Source organism: Streptomyces sp. SP18CS02 (assembly GCF_036322365.1).
Classification (GTDB): Bacteria; Actinomycetota; Actinomycetes; order Streptomycetales; family Streptomycetaceae; genus Streptomyces.
Genome location: NZ_JAQYXC010000285.1, coordinates 260,533 through 282,043 on the forward strand (window position 1 = coordinate 260,533; position 21,511 = coordinate 282,043).

General features: G+C 69.2%; 20 protein-coding genes. 11 read left to right on the plus strand and 9 right to left on the minus strand.

What is annotated here, in order from left to right; genetic code table 11:
* Positions 1-14: 14 nt before the first annotated feature.
* The 6 genes from murJ (at position 15) to trxA (ending at position 7,130) form a co-directional block, all read left to right on the plus strand.
* Positions 15-2,183, plus strand: coding sequence for a murein biosynthesis integral membrane protein MurJ (gene murJ / locus PUR26_RS18215; RefSeq protein ID WP_329873443.1), 2,169 nt, complete (start codon positions 15-17; stop codon positions 2,181-2,183).
* Between the two features lie 120 nt (positions 2,184-2,303).
* Positions 2,304-4,004, plus strand: a complete 1,701-nt coding sequence (locus PUR26_RS18220) for a protein kinase family protein (protein WP_329873444.1) — start codon at positions 2,304-2,306, stop codon at positions 4,002-4,004.
* A gap of 24 nt (positions 4,005-4,028) precedes the next feature.
* Positions 4,029-4,733: an RNA polymerase sigma factor SigM gene (gene sigM / locus PUR26_RS18225; RefSeq protein WP_329873445.1), complete on the plus strand. Its 705-nt coding sequence runs from the start codon at positions 4,029-4,031 to the stop codon at positions 4,731-4,733.
* The gene (locus PUR26_RS18230; RefSeq protein ID WP_329873446.1) at positions 4,730-5,635 is read left to right on the plus strand and encodes an anti-sigma factor family protein; all 906 of its coding nucleotides are present in this window, start codon (positions 4,730-4,732) and stop codon (positions 5,633-5,635) included. Before sigM ends, PUR26_RS18230 begins: the two co-directional genes overlap by 4 nt.
* Before the next feature lie 125 nt (positions 5,636-5,760).
* Positions 5,761-6,735: a thioredoxin-disulfide reductase gene (gene trxB / locus PUR26_RS18235; RefSeq protein ID WP_329873447.1), complete on the plus strand. Its 975-nt coding sequence runs from the start codon at positions 5,761-5,763 to the stop codon at positions 6,733-6,735.
* Positions 6,736-6,782: 47 nt separating this feature from the next.
* Positions 6,783-7,130: a thioredoxin gene (gene trxA / locus PUR26_RS18240; RefSeq protein WP_329873448.1), complete on the plus strand. Its 348-nt coding sequence runs from the start codon at positions 6,783-6,785 to the stop codon at positions 7,128-7,130.
* 135 nt (positions 7,131-7,265) lie between these two features.
* Here the strand turns inward: trxA and PUR26_RS18245 are convergent, their stop codons facing one another.
* The 9 genes from PUR26_RS18245 to rpmH form a co-directional block, all read right to left on the minus strand.
* Positions 7,266-7,883: a GNAT family N-acetyltransferase gene (locus PUR26_RS18245; RefSeq protein ID WP_329873449.1), complete on the minus strand. Its 618-nt coding sequence runs from the start codon at positions 7,881-7,883 to the stop codon at positions 7,266-7,268.
* Positions 7,884-8,208: 325 nt separating this feature from the next.
* Entirely contained in the window at positions 8,209-9,303 is a 1,095-nt protein-coding gene (locus PUR26_RS18250; protein ID WP_329873450.1) for a ParB/RepB/Spo0J family partition protein, read from the minus strand.
* Positions 9,300-10,376 (minus strand): AAA family ATPase, encoded by a 1,077-nt coding sequence (locus tag PUR26_RS18255; RefSeq protein ID WP_329873524.1) that lies wholly within the window; start codon positions 10,374-10,376, stop codon positions 9,300-9,302. The genes PUR26_RS18250 and PUR26_RS18255 overlap by 4 nt, the downstream gene beginning before the upstream one ends.
* Positions 10,377-10,606: 230 nt before the next feature.
* Entirely contained in the window at positions 10,607-11,317 is a 711-nt protein-coding gene (rsmG, locus tag PUR26_RS18260) for a 16S rRNA (guanine(527)-N(7))-methyltransferase RsmG (protein WP_329873451.1), read from the minus strand.
* Positions 11,318-11,423: 106 nt separating this feature from the next.
* Positions 11,424-11,936, minus strand: a complete 513-nt coding sequence (locus PUR26_RS18265) for a Jag family protein (RefSeq protein ID WP_329873452.1) — start codon at positions 11,934-11,936, stop codon at positions 11,424-11,426.
* Positions 11,937-11,950: 14 nt separating this feature from the next.
* Positions 11,951-13,201 (minus strand): membrane protein insertase YidC, encoded by a 1,251-nt coding sequence (yidC, locus tag PUR26_RS18270; protein ID WP_329873453.1) that lies wholly within the window; start codon positions 13,199-13,201, stop codon positions 11,951-11,953.
* A gap of 3 nt (positions 13,202-13,204) precedes the next feature.
* Positions 13,205-13,531 carry a membrane protein insertion efficiency factor YidD gene (yidD, locus tag PUR26_RS18275; RefSeq protein WP_329873454.1) on the minus strand — a complete coding sequence of 109 codons (327 nt, stop codon included), beginning with the start codon at positions 13,529-13,531 and terminating at the stop codon, positions 13,205-13,207.
* Positions 13,528-13,899 carry a ribonuclease P protein component gene (gene rnpA / locus PUR26_RS18280; protein WP_329873455.1) on the minus strand — a complete coding sequence of 124 codons (372 nt, stop codon included), beginning with the start codon at positions 13,897-13,899 and terminating at the stop codon, positions 13,528-13,530. The genes yidD and rnpA overlap by 4 nt, the downstream gene beginning before the upstream one ends.
* 18 nt (positions 13,900-13,917) lie before the next feature.
* Positions 13,918-14,055: a 50S ribosomal protein L34 gene (gene rpmH / locus PUR26_RS18285; protein WP_018846094.1), complete on the minus strand. Its 138-nt coding sequence runs from the start codon at positions 14,053-14,055 to the stop codon at positions 13,918-13,920.
* 360 nt (positions 14,056-14,415) lie between these two features.
* Between rpmH and dnaA the strand changes: the two genes are divergently transcribed.
* The 5 genes from dnaA (at position 14,416) to PUR26_RS18310 (ending at position 21,213) form a co-directional block, all read left to right on the plus strand.
* Positions 14,416-16,194: a chromosomal replication initiator protein DnaA gene (dnaA, locus tag PUR26_RS18290; protein WP_329873456.1), complete on the plus strand. Its 1,779-nt coding sequence runs from the start codon at positions 14,416-14,418 to the stop codon at positions 16,192-16,194.
* Between the two features lie 1,148 nt (positions 16,195-17,342).
* On the plus strand, positions 17,343-18,473 hold the full coding sequence (dnaN, locus tag PUR26_RS18295) for a DNA polymerase III subunit beta (protein ID WP_329873457.1): 1,131 nt from the start codon (positions 17,343-17,345) through the stop codon (positions 18,471-18,473).
* A 112-nt stretch (positions 18,474-18,585) separates the two neighbouring features.
* A complete protein-coding gene (gnd, locus tag PUR26_RS18300) occupies positions 18,586-19,464 on the plus strand; it encodes a phosphogluconate dehydrogenase (NAD(+)-dependent, decarboxylating) (protein ID WP_329873458.1) in 879 nt (292 codons plus the stop codon).
* Positions 19,465-19,519: 55 nt separating this feature from the next.
* Entirely contained in the window at positions 19,520-20,641 is a 1,122-nt protein-coding gene (gene recF, locus PUR26_RS18305; protein WP_329873459.1) for a DNA replication/repair protein RecF, read from the plus strand.
* Positions 20,638-21,213, plus strand: a complete 576-nt coding sequence (locus PUR26_RS18310) for a DUF721 domain-containing protein (protein WP_329873460.1) — start codon at positions 20,638-20,640, stop codon at positions 21,211-21,213. The genes recF and PUR26_RS18310 overlap by 4 nt, the downstream gene beginning before the upstream one ends.
* Positions 21,214-21,511: the final 298 nt, after the last annotated feature.

Here is a 21,511-nt window from a genome sequence, read left to right on the forward strand (position 1 = left end):
AGGTGGGGTAAACCATGAACGCGTCGTACGACGGTGACCGCGGCCAGGGCGCGGGCGGCACCGCCGCGCCCTCCGGCGGTACGCCCCCGGTCACGGGCCAGGTACCCGCGCCCGCGCCCCCGCCTGCCCCGGACCCCTACGTCCAGGACGCGTACGAGTACGACCCGTACCGTGCCCAGGACCTGTCGGCACAGGACCCGGTGGCCGAGGCCCTCTACGACCGTGCCGCGCACCCGCCGCCCCCACCCGGCACCTACCAGGAACCCCAGCCGCTCTACCAGCAGCCCGCCACGCCTCACCACGCTCCCGACCCGCGCCTGTGGGCCCAGACGCCGCCGCCCGAACCCGACGGCCCGTCCCGCCACCTCCCATACGGTGACGACGCCAGGACCGTTCAGTTCACCGGTGTCGACGAGCTGGTCACCCACGCCGGCGAGGAGCGGCCCGAGCCGGACGCGTTCGCCCACCTCTACCGCGACCAGCAGGGCCAGGGACTGACTCCCGCCCCGGAGCCCGAACCCGCGGCGCCCGCCGCCGCCCCGAAGAAGTCCGGCGGTCGTGCCTCGGGCCTGCTGAAGTCGAGCGCGCTGATGGCGGCAGGCACGCTGGTGTCCCGCCTCACCGGCTTCGTGCGCAGTCTCGTGATCACCGGCGCCCTGGGGGCCGCGCTGCTCGGTGACACCTACATCGTCGCCAGCACGCTGCCGACGATGATCTACATCCTCACCGTCGGCGGTGGACTCAACTCCGTCTTCGTCCCGCAGCTCGTCCGCTCGATGAAGAACGACGAGGACGGTGGCGAGGCCTACGCCAACCGCCTGCTCACGCTCGTCATGGTCGCGCTCGGCACGATCGTCGCCATCGCCGTGTTCGCGGCACCCATGCTCATCCACGCCTTGTCGCCCACCATCGCCGACGACACGGCCGCGAACAGCGTCGCCGTCACGTTCGCCCGCTTCTGCCTGCCCACCATCTTCTTCATGGGCGTGCACGTGGTGATGGGACAGATCCTCAACGCCCGGGGCAAGTTCGGCGCGATGATGTGGACTCCGGTCCTCAACAACATCGTCGTGATCGCCACGTTCGGACTGTTCATCTGGGTCTACGGCTCGTCGGCGCAGTCCGAGATGGGAGTACGGACCATCCCGGACGAGGGTGTCCGGCTGCTGGGCGTCGGCACGCTGCTCGGTCTGGTCGTCCAGGCGCTGGCGATGATCCCGTACCTGCGCGAGGCGGGATTCCGCTTCCGTCCCCGCTTCGACTGGAAGGGCCACGGCCTCGGCAAGACGGTCAAACTCGCCAAGTGGACCGTCCTGTTCGTCCTCGCCAACCAGGCGGGTGTCGTCGTCGTCACCCAGCTCGCCACGGCCGCCGGTGCCGCCTCGGGCAAGGACGGCACGGGTTTCCTCGCCTACACCAACGCCCAGCTCATCTGGGGCATGCCGCAGGCGATCATCACCGTCTCGGTCATGGCCGCGCTCCTGCCCCGCATCTCGCGCTCCGCGCACGACAACGACCCCGGCGCCGTGCGTGACGACATCTCGCAGGGCCTGCGGAACTCGGCCGTCGCGATCGTGCCCGTCTCGTTCACCTTCCTGGCGCTCGGCGTCCCGATGTGCACCCTGCTCTACGCGTCCAGCGGCACCGAGGCCGCCCGGAGCATGGGCTTCATCCTGATGGCGTTCGGCCTCGGCCTGATTCCCTACTCGGTGCAGTACGTGGTCCTGCGGGGCTTCTACGCGTACGAGGACACCCGGACGCCCTTCTACAACACGGTCATCGTGGCCGCCGTCAACGCCGCCGCCTCCGCCGCCTGCTACTACGTGCTCCCGGCCCAGTGGGCCGTCGTCGGCATGGCGGCCGCCTACGGCCTCGCCTACGCCGTCGGTGTGGGCGTCGCCTGGCGCAGGCTCCGCAACCGGCTGGGCGGCGACCTGGACGGGTCCCACGTCGTGCGCACCTACGCGCGGCTGTCCATGGCATCCCTACCGGCCGCGATCGTCGGCGGGGCAGCCGCCTTCGGCATCCTCAAGACACTGGGCGAGGATGCCTTCGGGTCACTCGTGGCACTGGTCGCCGGTGGTTTCGTCCTGCTCGGTGTTTTCTACCTCGCGGCGAAGAAGATGCGTATCGAGGAGCTCAACGCCATGGTCGGCATGGTCCGCGGCCGTCTCGGCCGATAGAACGTGAGCGTCCCCGCACAACCATCGTCGGCCACCGCGTGTCGTGCATGGCGGCGGACTGTGGGCACAATTGGCATGGCTGTTGGAAGTGGCGCAACGGATGGGGAGGCAGGAACGACGGTGGCGGAACGTAGCACGGCCGCCGTCGACGTGGCCGACAACAGCGGTGACGATCCGCTGGCCGCCAAGGCGGACAAGGCCGCGAACGACGGGGTGGCGGAAGCGCACGGGGCGGCGGACGAGTCCGCCCAGGACAACGATGGCGAAGGGCGGAGCAGCGAGCAGCCCGTCATCACGACGCCCGAACTGCACAGTGGCCACAAGCTGGCCAGACGCTACCGGCTCGAGGAGTGCGTCACCCGTCTGGACGGTTTCAGCAGTTGGCGTGCCGTCGACGAGAAGCTGCGTCGTGCGGTAGGCGTTCATCTGCTGCCGGCCGACCACCCGAGGGCTCGCTCGGTGCTCGCCGCCGCGCGGTCGTCGGCACTGCTCGGCGACCCCCGCTTCGTACAGGTCCTCGACGCAGTCGAGGAGAACGACCTCGTCTACGTCGTCCATGAGTGGCTGCCGGACGCGACCGAACTGACGGCGCTGCTGGCGGCGGGCCCCATGGAGCCGCACGACGCCTACCAGTTGGTCAGCCAGGTCTCACAGGCCATGGCGGCCGCCCATCGCGAGGGACTCGCCCATCTTCGGCTCACCCCGAGTGCGGTCCTGCGCAGCTCCACGGGGCAGTACCGGATTCGCGGGCTCGCCGTGAACGCCGCCCTGCGGGGCATCACCGCCGAGCGCCCGCAGCGCACCGACACGGAGGCGATCGGCGCCCTTCTGTACGCGGCGCTGACCCAACGCTGGCCGTACGAGAACGACGCGCACGGTCTGTCCGGGCTGCCCAAGGACGTCGGGCTGATCGCTCCCGACCAGGTGCGGGCGGGCGTGCACCGGGGGCTGTCGGAGATCGCCATGCGCGCGCTCGCCAACGACGGTGCGACGGCCTCCCGCCAGGAGCCCGCCTGCACCACCCCCGACGAGCTGGCCAAGGCCGTCGCGGCCATGCCGCGTATCCGGCCCCCGGAGCCCGTTTTCCCGGCCCCGGCCGAGTATCAGCGCACCACCTACCAGCAGGGTTCCTACGGACGCTCGCAGCCGCGTCCCCACGCGGCGCCCACCCAGCAGATGATGGCCCCGCCCGCTCCGCTGGAGAGCCGCACCGGCAAGGCGCTCAAGTGGGCCGTCTCGGCGCTGCTCATCGCGGCGCTGGGCCTCGGCAGCTGGCAGGTCGCGGACAAGCTGCTCGACAAGGAGACCGCGACCGCGGACCCCGGAACCACCCAGACCGTACCCAGCAAGGAGAAGAAGCCGGATCTCTCGGGCAAGCCGATCGCGATCGTCGACGCGCACGACTTCGATCCCCTCGGCAGGGACGGTGCCGAGAAGCCCCAGGAGATAAAGAACGCCTACGACGACGACACGAGCTCGTACTGGCAGACGGACGGCTATCTTCGCGCCGACCTCGGCGGTCTCAAGCCGGGTGTCGGGATCGTTCTGGACCTCGGCAAGGCGCAGCCGGTCGGCACGGTCGACGTCACCTTCAGGGGCGAGACGTCCGTGGAGCTCAGGACGGCGGCAGCAGACGACACCTCCGCTCCGAGCGGGATCGACGGTTTCAGCGAAGTCGCTTCCGGATCCGGTTCGAAGGTGACGCTCAAGCCCGCCAAGCCGGTCACCACGCGGTACGTTCTGGTCTGGCTGACGAACCTGCCGTCCGGCGGCGACGGGTACTGGCGCGGCAAGGTCACGGACATCAAGATCACAAGCTGACGGCACAGGGGAGGGGGCTCACCGTTGGACGATGCCGAACTGGGCGGCATGAGCGACCAGGAACTCCTGGCCCGCCATGTGGCCGGCGACCCGGACGCCTTCGGTGAGCTCGTACGCCGCCATCGCGACCGGCTCTGGGCTGTCGCCCTGCGGACGCTGGGGGACCGCGAGGAGGCCGCTGACGCCGTCCAGGACGCGCTCGTCTCGGCGTTCCGCGCCGCCCATACCTTCCGGGGCCAGTCGGCCGTCACGACCTGGCTGCACCGCATCACCGTCAACGCCTGCCTCGACCGGGCCCGGAAAGCGGCGTCCCGCAAGACGTCACCGGTCGACGACACCGAACGGCTGGAGCAGCTCCTCGAACCGCATGAGTCGGCCGAGGCACCTGCGGAGCGCCAGGATCTCCACCGGGAGCTGCTGGCCGCCCTGGCGAAGCTTCCCGCCGACCAGCGGGCCGCACTGGTGCTGGTCGACATGCAGGGCTACCCCGTGGCGGAGGCGGCACGGGTGCTCGACGTGCCGACCGGAACGATCAAAAGCCGGTGCGCACGCGGCCGGGCCCGGCTGCTGCCGATGCTCACTCATCTGCGCGGTGACACCGTGGATAGCGACGACCTCGACCGGGGAAGGAACCGGACGCCAGGGACATCCGTCCCACCGGCGTCGGGACCAAGGAACGCAGGACCGAGTGATCCTGCTGCTGTGAAGGGCGGAGGTGGGCGCGCGTGACATCCACAACCGACACGACTCAGCACCCGGACGTTTCGGAGATCTCGGAACTTGCGGAGGGGCTTCTGTCCCCGTCCCGCGCGGCCGATGTGCGCAGCCATCTGGAGGGCTGTCCTCTGTGCGCCGATGTGCGCACCTCCCTGGAGGAGATCCGCGGGCTACTGGGCACCCTCCCCGGTCCCGCGCGTATGCCGGCCGACATCGCAGGCCGCATCGATGCCGCTCTCGCCGCCGAGGCGCTGCTGAACGCCAGCGCCCCCGTTCCCGCGGAGCATGTTTCACGTGAAACAGTCCCGGCCTCCGCCGCGGCGCATCCGGCACACCCGGAGCCTGTCCACGCGGACCGTCCGGCGGGCCGTCCTCGCGCGGCCACCGGTCCCGGCCGGAGCAGGCCGACACGACACCGCCGTCGCAACGCCGTCCTCGGTGCTGTCTTCGGCGCCGCCGCCGTGGGTGTGAGCGTCCTGCTGATGCAGACGACGCAGCCCTCCGGACAGGCGCTGAAGGGGGCGGCTGATGCGCCGGCCAGCTCCTCCGGAATGGCCGCGTTCTCAGGCACCTCTGTGCAGAGCCACGTGAAGACACTGCTGGCGGCCGGAGCGACTCCCCGCTCCCCCCGGACGGAAAAGGGCCCCCTGGAGGCTCAGACGAGCCCCCACACCCCGAAGCTCTCAGAGAGCGTGCAGGTACCGCCCTGCGTCCAGGAGGGCACCGGTCGCAGCGAGCCTCCCCTGGCCGCAGAGATGGGTGAATACGAGGGGCGGAAGGCCTATCTCGTGGTCCTCCCGCATCCCACGGATGCCAGGCAGGTCGAGGCCTATGTCGTCGACGCGTCCTGCGTCACCTCGGCGAAGGCAGCCAAGGGTGACGTTTTGCTGACGCACCCCTATCCCCGCCCCTGACAGACGCCTCAGCGCTGCTCGGACGACTCGGGAATGCACGCCCCGTAGGATCCGTTGGGTGGGGTGAGAGTCCATGACCCGGCCCCGTAGGCAGTAGGCAGTCTGCAGAGACGAGGAAGAAACCCGTGAGCGACGTCCGTAACGTGATCATCATCGGCTCCGGGCCCGCCGGTTATACGGCAGCGCTCTACACAGCGCGCGCATCGCTGAAGCCGCTCGTCTTCGAAGGTGCCGTCACCGCCGGTGGCGCACTGATGAACACGACCGACGTGGAGAATTTCCCGGGCTTCCGCGACGGAATCATGGGCCCCGACCTGATGGACAACATGCGGGCCCAGGCGGAGCGCTTCGGAGCCGAGCTCGTCCCGGACGACGTCGTCGACGCCGACCTGACGGGCGAGATCAAGACCGTGACCGATACGGCCGGCAATGTGCACCGCGCGAAGGCCGTGATCGTCACCACCGGCTCTCAGCACCGCAAGCTGGGCCTGCCGAACGAGGACGCGCTGTCCGGCCGGGGCGTCTCGTGGTGCGCCACCTGCGACGGCTTCTTCTTCAAGGACCAGGACATCGTCGTCGTGGGCGGCGGCGACACCGCGATGGAGGAGGCGACCTTCCTCTCCCGTTTCGCCAAGTCCGTCACCATCGTCCACCGCCGGGACACCCTGCGTGCCTCCAAGGCCATGCAGGAGCGCGCCTTCGCCGACCCGAAGATCAAGTTCGCTTGGGACAGCGAGGTCGCCGAGATCCACGGCGAGCAGAAGCTTTCGAGCCTCACCCTGCGCAACACCAAGACCGGCGAGACGTCGGAACTCCCGGTGACCGGGCTCTTCATCGCTGTGGGCCATGACCCGCGTACCGAGCTCTTCAAGGGGCAGCTGGACCTGGACGACGAGGGCTACCTGAAGGTGGACGCGCCCTCCACGCGCACCAACCTGACCGGTGTCTTCGGCGCCGGCGACGTGGTGGACCACACCTACCGCCAGGCGATCACCGCTGCCGGTACGGGCTGCTCCGCCGCGCTGGACGCCGAGCGCTTCCTCGCCGCTCTGGCCGACACCGAGAAGACCGCTGAGCCGGAGAAGACCCCCGCGGTCTGACCCACCCCATCCCCACCCCACACCCCGAAAAAGTCAAGGAGGCCGCCGTGGCCGGCGCCCTGAAGAACGTGACCGACGACTCCTTCGAAGAGGACGTCCTCAAGAGCGACAAGCCCGTCCTGGTGGACTTCTGGGCGGCCTGGTGCGGGCCCTGCCGTCAGATCGCTCCGTCGCTGGAGGCGATCGCCGCTGAGCACGGCGACCAGATCGAGATCGTCAAGCTCAACATCGACGAGAACCCGGCCACGGCGGCGAAGTACGGCGTCATGTCCATTCCGACGCTGAACGTCTACCAGAACGGCGAGGTCGCCAAGACCATCGTCGGCGCCAAGCCGAAGGCCGCGATCGTCCGCGACCTGGAGGCCTTCATCGGCGACGAGGCTGCCAAGGCCTGACGCCGCTGTTTCACGTGAAACACGAATGGCCCATCCCGCGCGGGGTGGGCCATTCGTGTTGTCGGCGCTGGGTCCTGTCTTCACCATCCCGTCCGGCCGCCCTCCGGGCAGACGGCGCCATGGTGAAGACACTCCCTAGAGCGGGCGCAGTGCCGGCTCCTTCTGCACAGCCCCCAGCAGCCGGTCGAGGGCCAGCTCGACGTCCTCCTTCCAGGAGAGCGTCGTCCGTAGTTCCAGCCTCAGCCGAGGGTGGACGGGATGCGGGCGAACCGTCTTGAAGCCCACGGAGAGCAGATGGTCGGCCGGCAGCACACAAGCCGGCTCCTTCCAGCGAGCGTCACCGAACGCCTCGATCGCCTTGAACCCCCGGCGCAGCAGGTCCTTGGCCACGGTCTGGACCATGACCCGGCCGAGCCCCTGCCCCTGGTATCCGGGCATGATCAGCGCGGTGATCAGCTGCACGGCATCGGGGGACACAGGGCTCGTCGGAAACGCTGTCGACCGGGGCACATAAGCGGGCGGTGCGTAGAGGACGAACCCCACAGGCACGTCATCCACATAGACGACGCGGCCGCAGGACCCCCAGTCCAGGAGAACGGCCGAGATCCACGCCTCTTTCTCCAGGTCGGGTGTGCCCGCTTTTACCGCGGCTTCTCCGCTGACCGGATCAAGTTCCCAGAAGACACACGAGCGGCACCGCTGGGGAAGGTCCGGAAGGTTGTCCAGCGTGAGCGGTACGAGCCGACGCCCCATGAAGGCTGTTCCTCACTTCCGTCGTCTGCCGCCCCGAGGGCGGCTGTCAGCGCACTCCTTTCCCGGAGCAGGCTGCCGATGAACCCTCCGACCGCACCGAGTCCCAGTCCTGCTGTCACCCATTGGTTGCGGGTCACCTCTCGCATGGGCCGGCTCTCCCTCGATCAGATAGGACAGATGGATGCGCATACCACAACGCATCGTATCGATCGGGTGATGACTCGCATACGGGAAAAGGCCAAAGGGCGGTCCGTGTTCCGGTGAACACCGGAACACGGACCGCCCTGCCCACCGCGTGGAAAGAGGCTCAGCCCTCGCGGCACTCCTATGCGTCTTGCGCGTCCTGCTGGGAGAGCCCCTGCTCCAGGACACGTCCCTCGCCCGGGGCGAGAGTGCCGAGGATCCGCTCCAGGTCCTCCATCGAAGCGAACTCGACGACGATCTTGCCCTTCTTCTGCCCGAGGTCGACCTTCACACGTGTCTCGAAACGATCCGAGAGCCGAGAGGCCAAATCGGTGAGGGCCGGTGAAACCCTGGCACCGGCTCGCGGCCCCTTCACCTTCGCCGCGGTGCTGGGCTCCGAGCCCATCAGCGTGACGATCTCCTCGACCGCTCGTACGGAGAGCCCCTCGGCCACGATCCGGTAGGCCAGCTTGTCCTGGGCCTCTGCATCATCCACCGACAGCAGCGCCCGGGCATGTCCCGCCGAAAGCACTCCGGCGGCAACCCTGCGCTGGACCGGCGGCGAGAGACGGAGCAGCCGCAGCGTATTGGAGACTTGAGGGCGCGAGCGTCCGATCCGGTCGGCCAGCTGGTCATGGGTGCAGTTGAAGTCCTTGAGCAGCTGGTCGTAGGCCGCTGCCTCCTCCAAGGGGTTCAGCTGAGCCCGGTGCAGGTTCTCCAGGAGAGCGTCCAGCAGAAGCTTCTCGTCGTCCGTGGCACGGACAATCGCGGGAATGCGCTCCAGACCGGCTTCACGGCAGGCCCTCCACCGGCGCTCGCCCATGATGAGCTCATACCGCTCCGGGCCGAGCTGTCGTACGACGACCGGCTGCAGCAGCCCGACTTCCTTGATCGAGGTGACGAGCTCGGCCAGCGCGTCCTCGTCGAAGACCTCACGCGGCTGACGGGGATTGGGCGTGATGAAGTCGAGCGGAAGCTCGGCGAAGTGGGCGACGGCGGGCGACCTGGTCTCCGCCGCCGGCTCGGGCTCCCCTTCCGGCAGGCCCGCCTCCGCGGAGGACGGCTTCTGCGCCAGCGTCGCCAGCTTGGCCGCTGCCACGCCCCGGTCCATGGCCAGGGACGGAATCGCCCCGGGTGAGGCGGAACCCGGCACGATGGAAGGTACGTGCCGCTCCTGGGGAGCAGCTGGAATCAGGGCTTCGAGGCCGCGCCCCAGCCCTCTACGTCGCTCGCTCACTGATTCCCCTCCGACATGCTGTGCTGGGTGTGCTGGCTTCCCGTGTGGGAGTGCTGGGCGTCGTAGTGGATCCCGACCCCGCGCCATGCGATCTCCCGGGCGGCCTCCAGGTACGACAGGGATCCGCTGGAACCCGGATCGTAGGTGAGTACCGTCTGTCCGTAGCTCGGCGCCTCCGAGATGCGCACGGACCTCGGGATGCTGGTGCGCAGCACTTCTTCACCGAAGTGGCTGCGCACCTCGTCGGCCACCTGGGACGCGAGCCTCGTACGACCGTCGTACATGGTGAGCAGGATCGTCGACACATGGAGCGTGGGATTGAGGTGCCCGCGGACCAGCTCGACGTTCCGCAGCAGCTGACCCAGGCCCTCCAGCGCGTAGTACTCGCACTGAATGGGGATCAGCACCTCGGCACCCGCCACCATCGCGTTGACGGTCAGCAGACCCAGCGACGGTGGGCAGTCGATGAGGATGTAGTCCAAGGGCTGCTCGTACGCCTGGATGGCCCGCTGCAGTCGACTCTCCCGCGCCACCAGCGACACCAGCTCGATCTCCGCACCGGCGAGATCGATGGTGGCGGGGGCGCAGAAGAGACCTTCGACGTCCGGGACCGGCTGGACCACATCGGAGAGCGGCTTGCTCTCCACCAGGACGTCATAGATCGAAGGAACCTCGGCATGGTGATCGATGCCGAGTGCCGTGGAGGCATTGCCCTGAGGGTCGAGGTCGATCACCAGAACGCGCGCACCATGCAGCGCCAGGGAGGCGGCAAGGTTGACCGTCGTGGTCGTCTTGCCCACCCCGCCCTTCTGGTTGGCCACGACCATGACCCGTGTCTGCTCAGGTCGCGGAAGACCCTCACCGGCACGGCCCAGAGCCTCTACCGCCAGTTGGGCAGCACGGCCAATAGGGGTGTCGTCCATCGGAGGCGGTGTTTCACGTGAAACATCCTCCCCCACCGATTCGGCTCGGGGACCGGGGACCGGATCGGTCATCGGTCCCGCGATGTTGGCGTCGGACCGCAAGGATTCACTCTCCTCGGCTTCAGGCTCGCGATGAGCAGAGCCTGCCATGCTTTCGGGGTCGTGAACCAGCGAGGCCCGTCGTTCTGTGGATGAATCCACCACTGTGGACATCTCCGTAACCCTCACGGTCCTACGGTCGCGCGGCGTCGCAGCCGCGCGGCCACGGCTGATGATTCCCTGCAGCAGTGAGCGACGTTTCACGTGAAACACGATGCACGCGCCACAAGGTCAGAACCTCACGACACTCCGAAATGCGTACGTATGAGGAACAACCAGCGTCAGCGTCGCCGACGGGACGGGCGGGCGGCCTTGGCGCGCTTGGCGGCGAACCTCACACCGCCCGGACTCTCCCCGACCTCGACCCGCACCACCGTCGACGTGGGATCGACGATGCCCTCACCGACATGAAGCACCGAGGTACCCACGACACCCAGCTTGCTGAGTGCGGCGCGGGCCCCCTGGATCTCTTCCTCGGCTGTGTCGCCCTTCAGCGCCAGCATCTCCCCGTACGGGCGCAGCAGCGGCACACCCCAGCCGGCCAGCCGGTCCAGGGGCGCCACCGCCCGAGCGGTGACGACATGGACGGGGGTCAGCGTGCCGAGGACCTCCTCGGCACGGCCTCGGACCACGGTCACATGGTCCAGACCCAGCAGCTCGACGACCTCCTGGAGGAAGTTCGTCCGCCGGAGAAGCGGCTCCAGGAGGGTGATCTTCAGATCGGGACGCACCAGTGCCAGCGGGATACCGGGCAGCCCGGCGCCCGAGCCGACGTCGCAGACCGTGACACCCTCGGGCACGACCTCGGAGAGCACCGCACAGTTCAACAGGTGCCGCTCCCACAGTCGCGGGACCTCTCGGGGACCGATCAGGCCACGCTTCACTCCCGCGTCCGCGAGCAGCTCCGCATACCGGACCGCCTCCGGGAAGAACTCACCGAAGACCGTCCGTGCCTCTTCGGGTGCTTGGGGGAGCTCTTCTGCCTCCGTCACGGGAACCGTCCTTCCGTACCGCTACTACCGCACTGGGTGGCTGACTAACAGGCTGACAAAGATCGGCCCCGCCTGCGAACAGACGGGGCCGATGACAACGATGGGGTCAGGCAGGGAGCACGACGACGAAGCGCTGCGGCTCCTCGCCCTCGGACTCACTGCGCAGACCGGCGGCCGCCACGGCGTCGTGGACGACCTTGCGCTCGAAGGGAGTCATCGGGTCCAGCTTCACCGGCTGACCGGTGCTCTTGACCTCGTCCGCGGCCTGGGCGCCCAGCTCGGCGAGCTCCGTGCGCTTCTTGGCCCGGAAGCCGGCGATGTCCAGCATCAGCCGGCTGCGGTCCCCGGTCTCCCGGTGCACGGCGAGGCGCGTGAGCTCCTGCAGTGCCTCCAGCACCTCACCGTCACGGCCCACGAGCTTCTGCAGGTCACGACTGCCGGATTCGCTGATGATCGAGACCGCGGCGCGGTCCGCCTCGACGTCCATGTCGATGTCACCGTCGAGGTCGGCGATATCGAGCAGACCCTCGAGGTAGTCAGCCGCGATCTCACCCTCCTGCTCCAGGCGGGACAGGGTGTCGACACCCTCGGCGGCGGAGGTGGTGGTGCCTTCCGTCACGGATGGACTCCTTCTTACTTCTTGGACGACGGGTGCTTGGGCCGCTGCTGGCCCTTGCGCTGTCCGGACTTGGGCTGGCGTGCGGCGCCTGAACCGGAGGCGGACTTGGCCGCCGGCTTCGGGGCGTCCGTCTCCTCGGCCTTCTCGGCCTTCTCAAGGGAGGTCTTGCCGACCGCCGCACCCGGCTGGGTGGTGCCGGCCTGGCGCTTCGCCTTGGTCTGGCGCTTGGGCTGGCGGCGGGCCGCCGCGCTGCTCTCCGCCTCGGCGGTGGCGGGGTCGCTCTTGGTGACATTGCCGTCGGCCTGGGCGGCGAAGCCGGCCTTGGCGAGGGAGGTGATGAACCGGCGCTCGTTGTCGTTGCGGTCCGGGCCCTTGGCGACGATCGCCTGGACGACACCGCGCCGACGACGGCCGCGCACCTCACCGTGGGACGTGACGCTCTTCACCAGACGCTGCAGGTAGCTGTCCTGCGCCTTGCTGCCCGGGGTCGGGTTCTGGCTGATCACGTACATCTGCTGGCCCATGGTCCACACGTTGGTGGTCAGCCAGTAGACGAGGACACCGACCGGGAAGTTGATGCCCATCACGGCGAAGATGACCGGGAAGATGTACATCAGCATCTTCTGCTGCTGCATGTACGGCGTCTTCACCGTCAGGTCGACGTTCTTCTGCATCAGCTGGCGCTGCGTGTAGAACTGGGACGCCGACATCATGATGATCATGATCGCGGTGACGATGCGCACCGAGGTGATCGAGGCGTCGAGGGACGCGACCTTCTCCGCGCTGTCCGTGAAGGTGGCGGCCAGCGGAGCACCGAAGATGTGCGCCTGGCGGGCGCTCTCCAGCAGCGGCTGGTCGATGACACCGATCGTCTTGCCCGAGGCGATGCTGGAGAGCACGTGGTACAGGGCGAAGAAGAACGGCGACTGCGCCAGGATGGGAAGGCACGAGGAGAGCGGGTTGGTGCCCGTCTCCTTGTACAGCTTCATCATCTCTTCGGACTGACGCTGCTTGTCGTTCTTGTAGCGCTCCTGGATCGCCTTCATCTTCGGCTGGAGCGCCTGCATGTTCCGGGTCGACTTGATCTGCTTCACGAACAGCGGGATCAGGCAGATCCGGATCAGCACCACCAGGGACACGATCGAAAGACCCCAGGCCCAGCCCGTGTCGGGACCGAACATCGCCCCGTACAGCTTGTGGAACTGGACGATGACCCACGAAACAGGTGTGGTGATGAAGCTGAACAGACTGGCAATCGTGTCCACTAATCAGGCTCCTTGAGCATTGGGCGAGGTCTCTGCGGCCGGGCTCGTCTCGGCGGAGGGCCCGCCCTTGCCGCCACGCAGCACGCCGCGCAGCAGTTCGTGCCAGCGCGGGCGCTTACGTGCAGGGACATGGTCCACACCGCCGGGCGACCACGGGTTGCACCGCAGGATTCGCCAGGCGGTCAGGGCTGTGCCCTTCAGCGCACCGTGCCGGTCGATGGCCGTAAATCCGTAGTGGGAACACGACGGGTAGTACCGGCAGACGGGCCCCAGCAGGGGGCTGATCGTCCACTGGTACAGCTTGATCAGCGCCAGCAGCGGGTACTTCATCGCGCGCCCCCTCCCAGCAACCGCTGCAAGGCGGCGTCCAGGTCTCGGGCCAGCTGTGCGTGCTCGGCGTCGCCCGCTCCGGGCAGCGCCCGTACAACAACCAGGCTACCGGGGGGCAGCGTGGGCAGCCGGTCGCGCATGAGGTGCCGCAACCTGCGCTTCACCTTGTTGCGTACGACGGAACCGCCCACGGCCTTGCTGACGACGAAACCCGCACGCGTCGGGGGAGCGCTCTCCCCAGGCGCGTGCGGGTCCGTTGCACCGCTTCGTAGATGTACGACAAGGAGTGGGCGACCTGCCCGGCGTCCTCGGCGTACCGCGATCGCGAAGTCCTCGCGCCGCCTCAGCCGATTCTCGGTAGGCAGCACGTCACGACCTGTACGTGATCAGGCGGACAGGTTGGCGCGACCCTTGCTGCGACGGTTCGCCAGGATGGCGCGACCGGCACGGGTACGCATGCGCAGGCGGAAGCCGTGGGTCTTCGCGCGACGACGGTTGTTCGGCTGGAAGGTGCGCTTGCTCACTCGGGGGCTCCAGAAATGATCGTGTGGTGGCGGGACATCGCCTGGCTGTCACCGTGCGCCCACGAGAAGCTCGCAATACGCCCGAGTGCACCGCTTCACAATCACTGGACCGTGATCTTTGCCCATCGGAGGCAGGCGGCAGCAGCCATCGACAACTCGACCTGGTTACGGTACGCGCGGCTACGCCATCCGGTCAAACCGGCACCGCACGGGGCCCCACTATGCACAGGCTGTGGACAACAACTTGAACCGCGCGAGCTGCCACGACTACCGTGGCTGGACTCGGATTCCTTTCCTGCCTGTCTTCCCATCCCGTCCCTAGAAGCACACATTCGTGGGACCTGTGAGAGAGCGTGCCCTGTGGCTGACGTACCTGCCGATCTTGCCGCAGTATGGCCACGCGTGCTCGAGCAGCTCCTCGGCGAAGGCCAGCAAGGCATCGAACCCAAGGACAAACAGTGGATCGAGCGGTGCCAGCCGCTCGCCCTGGTGGCCGACACCGCCCTCCTCGCCGTCCCCAACGAATGGGGCAAGCGCGTCCTGGAGGGTCGGCTCGCCCCGCTGATCAGCGAGACGCTCAGCCGCGAGTGCGGACGCCCCATCCGGATCGCGATCACCGTCGACGACTCCGTGGGCGAACCGCCGCCCGCCCCGCAGGCGCCCTCCGCCCAGCAGCCGCCGCGCTACGACGAGCGCCAGCAGGGTGAACCGTACGAGAACTACGGCCACCGGCCGCCCATGCCCGACGGCGGCCTGCCGACCGCCCGGCCCGCCTACCCGGACTACCAGCAGCAGCGCCCCGAGCCGGGCGCCTGGCCGCGCGGCCAGGAGGACCTGTCCTGGCAGCAGCAGCGCCTCGGCGGCTTCCAGGAGCGCGACCCCTACGCGACGGCGCGGCCGCCGGAGCCGCACCGCGACTACCGGGGACCCCAGGGACCCGAGCACGGCTCGTACGAGCCCCAGCGCCCCGAGCGACGCGACCTCCACGAGCCGCAGTCCCAGCACCGCCCGGGCGGTCCCGGAGGCCCGGGGAGCCCGCGGCCCGTCGGCGGCCCCGGAAGCGGAGCGGGGACAGGGGCGGGCGGGGCCGGGGGCCCCGGTGAGCCGCACGCCCGGCTGAATCCCAAGTACCTCTTCGACACCTTCGTCATCGGCTCGTCCAACCGCTTCGCGCACGCGGCGGCCGTGGCGGTCGCCGAGGCGCCGGCCAAGGCGTACAACCCCCTCTTCATCTACGGGGAGTCCGGTCTCGGCAAGACGCACCTGCTGCACGCCATCGGCCACTACGCGCGCAGTCTCTACCCCGGGACGCGTGTGCGGTACGTGAGCTCCGAGGAGTTCACCAACGAGTTCATCAACTCGATCCGAGACGGCAAGGGCGACACGTTCCGCAAGCGCTACCGCGACGTGGACATCCTGCTGGTCGACGACATCCAGTTCCTGGCCAGCAAGGAGTCGACGCAGGAGGAGTTCTTCCACACCTTCAATACGCTCCACAACGCCAACAAGCAGATCGTGCTGTCCTCCGACCGCCCGCCCAAGCAACTGGTGACGCTGGAGGACCGGCTGCGCAACCGCTTCGAGTGGGGCCTGACCACGGACGTGCAGCCGCCGGAGCTGGAGACGCGTATCGCGATCCTCCGCAAGAAGGCGGTCCAGGAGCAGCTCAACGCCCCGCCGGAGGTGCTGGAGTTCATCGCCTCCCGCATCTCGCGCAACATCCGTGAGCTGGAGGGCGCGCTGATCCGGGTGACCGCGTTCGCGAGCCTCAACCGCCAGCCGGTCGACCTCGGCCTCACCGAGATCGTCCTCAAGGACCTCATCCCCGGCGGCGAGGACGCGGCTCCGGAGATCACGGCCGGCGCCATCATGGCGGCGACCGCCGACTACTTCGGGCTGACGGTCGAGGACCTGTGCGGATCCTCGCGCAGCCGGGTGCTGGTGACGGCGCGCCAGATCGCCATGTACCTGTGCCGGGAGCTGACCGATCTGTCGCTCCCGAAGATCGGCGCGCAGTTCGGCGGGCGCGACCACACGACGGTGATGCACGCGGACCGCAAGATCCGGGCGCTGATGGCGGAACGCCGCTCCATCTACAACCAGGTCACCGAACTCACCAACCGCATCAAGAACGGCTGACCCGGCCCACGGATCGCGCGGAACCCCGGCTCACCGGTGGCCGGCACCGCACAGACGAGGATGACGACGACGGAGGGCGCCCCGGGACACGTTTCCGGGGCGCCCTCCGTCGTCGTCATCACCGGCACACCGCGTCCCCAGGTGTGGACAGCGCCCGGTGCGCCCGGCACCCCGCGCGCTCGCCGCCGCACCGCCGGCCGCATACGCGCCGCGGCACCGGCCGCGTACACCGCTCCCGGTCGGCCGCACAGAGCGCCTGGGGCGGCTCACGCGGCCCCGGAGGAGCCTCCTCAAACGGTCCCCGAAAGGCCCCGTCGGAGCCCTGGGACCTCCTCGACAGGACCTCGGCCGGGCTTCCACGGCCCTGTGCACAGCGTCCGGTGTTCGAATACGTCGGGCGGCCGCCGGGTTCTCCACAGATACTGGGACGATCTTCAATCCACAGGCTGGGGACTGTCGAGTTGTCCCGACAGCGTCCACAGGCAGCCCGGGGGAAAGTGTATCGATGCAGGTCAGAGCCTTGTGGATTTGTGGCCAAGCGCGCTCCACAGGCTGTGGACGAAATTTTTGTCCACAGGGCACGGCCGACGTTGTCCACGGTCGGCCCACAGGCACGGCCCGGCGGTCCACAGCTTCTCCACACCGCTGTCCACTGTTCGGCAACGAAACGCCCGAGCTCACTGCGCCGAGTGAAAGCCGTCACACCAAAGAGGTCGGTTGGGCTGTGGGGAAGGTGGGTAAAGCTGGGGACAGGACTGGGGAGAACTCCCTGTGGGCTGTGCATCAGGTGTGCAGAACTTTCGGGCGTCCACAGATCCCCCGGGTTGTCCACGGGCGCCACCCACAGGCGCGGTGGACAAAAAAGCGGCCTTGACCTGCGCGGATGACGTTATCCACGGTTTCCACAGGCCCTACTACTACTCCCACTTAGAGTTACCGGGAAATTCGCTTCGAAGAAGGCCCTGTGCACAACTCGGCTCCGGAGCGTCCGGCACCTCCCGTCGGGATTTGACCCCGAGCCGCACCGACTGTCGGCGACGTGCGTCAGACTGGTTCCCGGCATCCGGTCCCTGCCGCAGCGGGGACACCGGTGCCGGACGACGACGAAGGCCAGCAGGGCGAGCCAGCAACAGCAGGAGGCGGTTCCGGTGAAGATCCGGGTGGAGCGAGATGTACTCGCGGAGGCGGTGGCCTGGGTGGCCCGCAGCCTCCCGGCCCGTCCGCCGGCGCCTGTGCTCGCGGGCCTTCTCCTGAAGGCCGAGGACGGCGCGCTCAGCTTCTCCAGCTTCGACTACGAGGTCTCCGCGCGGGTCTCGGTCGAGGCCGAGGTCGAGGAGGACGGCACGGTCCTGGTCTCCGGCCGGCTGCTCGCCGACATCTGCCGCGCTCTCCCCAACCGCCCCGTGGAGATTTCCACAGACGGTGTACGGGCGACCGTGGTCTGCGGCTCCTCCCGCTTCACCCTCCACACACTGCCTGTGGAGGAGTACCCGGCACTGCCCCAGATGCCCACCGCGACGGGCACCGTCCCCGGTGAGGTCTTCGCCTCCGCCGCCGCCCAGGTCGCCATCGCGGCCGGCCGCGACGACACGCTGCCGGTCCTCACCGGCGTGCGCATCGAGATCGAGGGCGACACGGTCACGCTGGCCTCCACCGACCGCTACCGCTTCGCGGTGCGCGAGTTCCTGTGGAAGCCGGAGTCGCCGGACGCCTCCGCGGTCGCCCTGGTGCCCGCGAAGACGCTGCTGGACACCGCCAAGGCGCTGACGAGCGGTGACACGGTCACCCTGGCGCTCTCCGGCTCCGGCGCCGGTGAGGGTCTCATCGGTTTCGAGGGAGCCGGGCGGCGCACCACCACCCGTCTGCTGGAAGGCGATCTGCCGAAGTACCGGACGCTCTTCCCCACCGAGTTCAACTCGGTCGCGGTGATCGAGACGGCGCCGTTCGTCGAGGCCGTCAAGCGTGTGGCCCTGGTCGCCGAGCGGAACACCCCGGTGCGGCTGAGCTTCGAGCAGGGCGTGCTGATCCTGGAGGCCGGCTCCAGCGACGACGCACAGGCTGTGGAGCGCGTGGACGCCAAGCTGGAGGGCGACGACATCTCGATCGCCTTCAACCCGACCTTCCTCCTGGACGGCCTGAGCGCCATCGATTCCCCGGTCGCGCAGCTCTCCTTCACCACCTCCACCAAGCCCGCGCTGCTCAGTGGCAAGCCGGCCGTGGACGCGGAGGCGGACGAGGCCTACAAGTACCTGATCATGCCGGTTCGCCTGAGCGGCTGAGCGGCCCGGGGCAGTGGTCGAGTGAGCGCCTGACCCCACAGGTGTGCACCCGTGTCCGGGCGTAGTCTCGGACACGGGTAGGAACTCGCACACAACGATTGAGGAATCTCTGATGGAGCTCGGTCTCGTCGGTCTCGGGAAGATGGGCGGCAACATGCGCGAGCGCATCCGCCGCGCAGGTCACACCGTCATCGGATACGACCGCAACCCGGACCTCGCGGATGTCCACAGCCTCGAAGAGCTTGTGGGCAAGCTCAAGGGCCCGCGCGTCATCTGGGTCATGGTCCCGGCCGGTGCCGCGACCCAGTCCACGATCGACGAGCTGGCGGAACTGCTCTCGCCCGGCGACGTCGTCGTCGACGGTGGCAACTCCCGCTGGACGGACGACGAGAAGCACGCCGTCGAGCTCGGCCTCAAGGACATCGGCTTCGTGGACTGCGGTGTCTCCGGCGGTGTGTGGGGCCTGGAGAACGGCTACGCGCTGATGTACGGCGGCGACGCCGAGAACGTCGCGAAGGTCCAGCCGATCTTCGACGCGCTGAAGCCCGAGGGCGAGTTCGGCTCGGTGCACGCGGGCAAGGTCGGCGCGGGCCACTTCGCCAAGATGGTCCACAACGGCATCGAGTACGCCATGATGCAGGCGTACGCCGAGGGCTGGGAGCTGCTGGAGAAGGTCGACTCCGTCACCGACGTGCGCGAGGTCTTCCGCTCCTGGCAGGAGGGCACGGTCATCCGGTCCTGGCTGCTGGACCTGGCGGTCAACGCGCTGGACGAGGACGAGCACCTGGACGACCTGCGGGGTTACGCAGCGGACTCCGGCGAGGGCCGCTGGACCGTCGAGGCGGCCATCGACAACGCCGTGCCGCTGCCCGCGATCACGGCCTCGCTGTTCGCGCGGTTCGCCTCCCGGCAGGACGACTCGCCGCAGATGAAGATGATCGCCGCGCTGCGCAACCAGTTCGGTGGCCACGCGGTCGAGTCCAAGAAGTAGATCCACAGGCTGTGCACGGAGTGCACGGCACTGCCGGGGAAGGTCGGCGCACACCATGCACGTCACGCATCTGTCGCTGGCCGACTTCCGCTCGTACGCCCGGGTCGAGGTGGGCCTCGACCCGGGCGTCACCGCGTTCGTGGGGGCGAACGGACAGGGGAAGACGAACCTGGTCGAGGCGGTCGGATACCTGGCGACCCTCGGCAGCCACCGCGTCTCATCGGACGCGCCGCTGGTCCGGATGGGTGCGGAACGAGCCGTCATCCGGGCCGCCGTGACCCAGGGCGAACGGTCCCAGCTGGTCGAGCTGGAGCTCAACCCGGGGCGCGCCAACCGGGCCCGGATCAACAGGTCCTCGCAGGTCCGGCCGCGTGACGTGCTGGGAATCGTACGGACGGTGCTGTTCGCTCCGGAGGACCTCGCGCTGGTGAAGGGCGACCCGGGCGAGCGGCGCCGCTTCCTGGACGAGCTCATCACGGCGCGCTCCCCGCGCATGGCGGGCGTCCGCTCCGACTACGAGCGGGTGCTCAAGCAGCGCAACACCCTGCTCAAGTCCGCCGCCATGGCACGGCGGCACGGCGGCCGGTCCATGGACCTGTCCACCCTGGACGTGTGGGACCAGCACCTGGCCCGCGCGGGGGCGGAGCTGCTGGCGCAGCGGCTCGACCTGATCGCCGTCCTGCAACCGCTGGCGGACAAGGCGTACGAGCAGCTGGCTCCGGGCGGCGGTCCGGTCACCCTGGAGTACCGGGGGGCCGGCGACGGCGAGGCCCAGGGCAGGGAAGCGCTGTACGAGCACCTCATGTCGGCGCTGGCCGATGTGCGCAAGCAGGAGATCGAGCGTGGCGTCACGCTGGTCGGGCCGCACCGGGACGAGCTCACGCTGAAGCTCGGACAGCTGCCCGCGAAGGGGTACGCCAGCCATGGCGAGTCCTGGTCGTACGCGCTGGCGCTGCGGCTGGCCTCGTACGACCTGCTGCGCGGCGAGGGCAACGAGCCGGTGCTCGTCCTCGACGACGTCTTCGCGGAGCTGGACGCCCGCCGCCGGGAGCGGCTCGCGGAGCTCGTGGCCCCCGGCGAGCAGGTGCTGGTGACCGCCGCGGTCGACGACGACGTGCCGGCGGTGCTCGCGGGAGCCCGGTACGCGGTCTCCGAGGGGACGGTGGAGCGGCTGTGAACCCCTCTCTCCCGGGCGGCCCGGGCTCTTCGGGCGGATCGGGCAAGGCACCGTCGGGCGCGCCCGAGTCGTCGGGCGTGGACCTGGCGCGCGTCGCGCTGCGCGCGGCGAAGGAACAGGCCAAGGCACGGGGCGCCGCGGCCCAGCAGAAGAAGCAGGCCAAGCGGGGCGGCGGGCTGCGCTCGGGCGCGCGGGCGGACGGACGCGACCCGATGGCCCTCGGCGCCGCGATCAACCGCCTCATCACCGAACGCGGCTGGGAGACACCCGCGGCGGTCGGTGGCGTGATGGGCCGATGGCCCCAGATCGTCGGCGAGGACCTGGCGAAGCACTGTGTGCCGCTGCGGTACGACGAGGACCCGGACGAGCGGGTGCTGACGGTGCAGTGCGACTCCACGGCGTGGGCCACGCAGCTGCGCCTGCTGGCGCCGCGACTGGTCGCGCGGCTCAACGAGGACCTGGGTCAGGGCACCGTACGCCTGATCAAGGTGCTGGGGCCGGGCGGCCCCCGGCGTGGATACGGTCCGCTGCGGGCCCCGGGCAGCACGGGGCCGGGCGACACCTACGGCTGAGCGGGCCCCGCGGACCGTGCGGCGGGCGGGCCCCGCGCCGGGCGGGCCGGGTCCGTACCGCCCGGGCGCCGGCCCCGTGCCGGCTCCCGGACCGAACGAGGGGGCCCGCACCCCCGTGTCCCCTTATCCACCCCGCGGAACCGCGCATCCCGGTATCCCCGTGTCCCCTTATCCCCCTTGTCCGGCAACCCCGGCAACCCCGGCAACCCCGGCAACCCCGGCTCCGCCGCTCCGGCGTCCTGGGCCCCGCCCGCCGCGCGTTCCGCGGACCGTGGCCCGCGGAACGCGCGGCGGCGGG

Bases quoted from the DNA above. Each gene is read 5' to 3' on its own strand.
- murJ (WP_329873443.1), top strand. From the start codon at position 15: ATGAACGCGTCGTACGACGGTGACCGCGGCCAGGGCGCGGGCGGCACC.
- PUR26_RS18245 (WP_329873449.1), bottom strand. From the start codon at position 7,883: ATGGGGCGTCGGCTCGTACCGCTCACGCTGGACAACCTTCCGGACCTT.
- PUR26_RS18255 (WP_329873524.1), bottom strand. From the start codon at position 10,376: ATGGCAGGCTCTGCTCATCGCGAGCCTGAAGCCGAGGAGAGTGAATCC.
- yidD (WP_329873454.1), bottom strand. From the start codon at position 13,531: ATGAAGTACCCGCTGCTGGCGCTGATCAAGCTGTACCAGTGGACGATC.
- gnd (WP_329873458.1), top strand. From the start codon at position 18,586: ATGGAGCTCGGTCTCGTCGGTCTCGGGAAGATGGGCGGCAACATGCGC.
- recF (WP_329873459.1), top strand. From the start codon at position 19,520: ATGCACGTCACGCATCTGTCGCTGGCCGACTTCCGCTCGTACGCCCGG.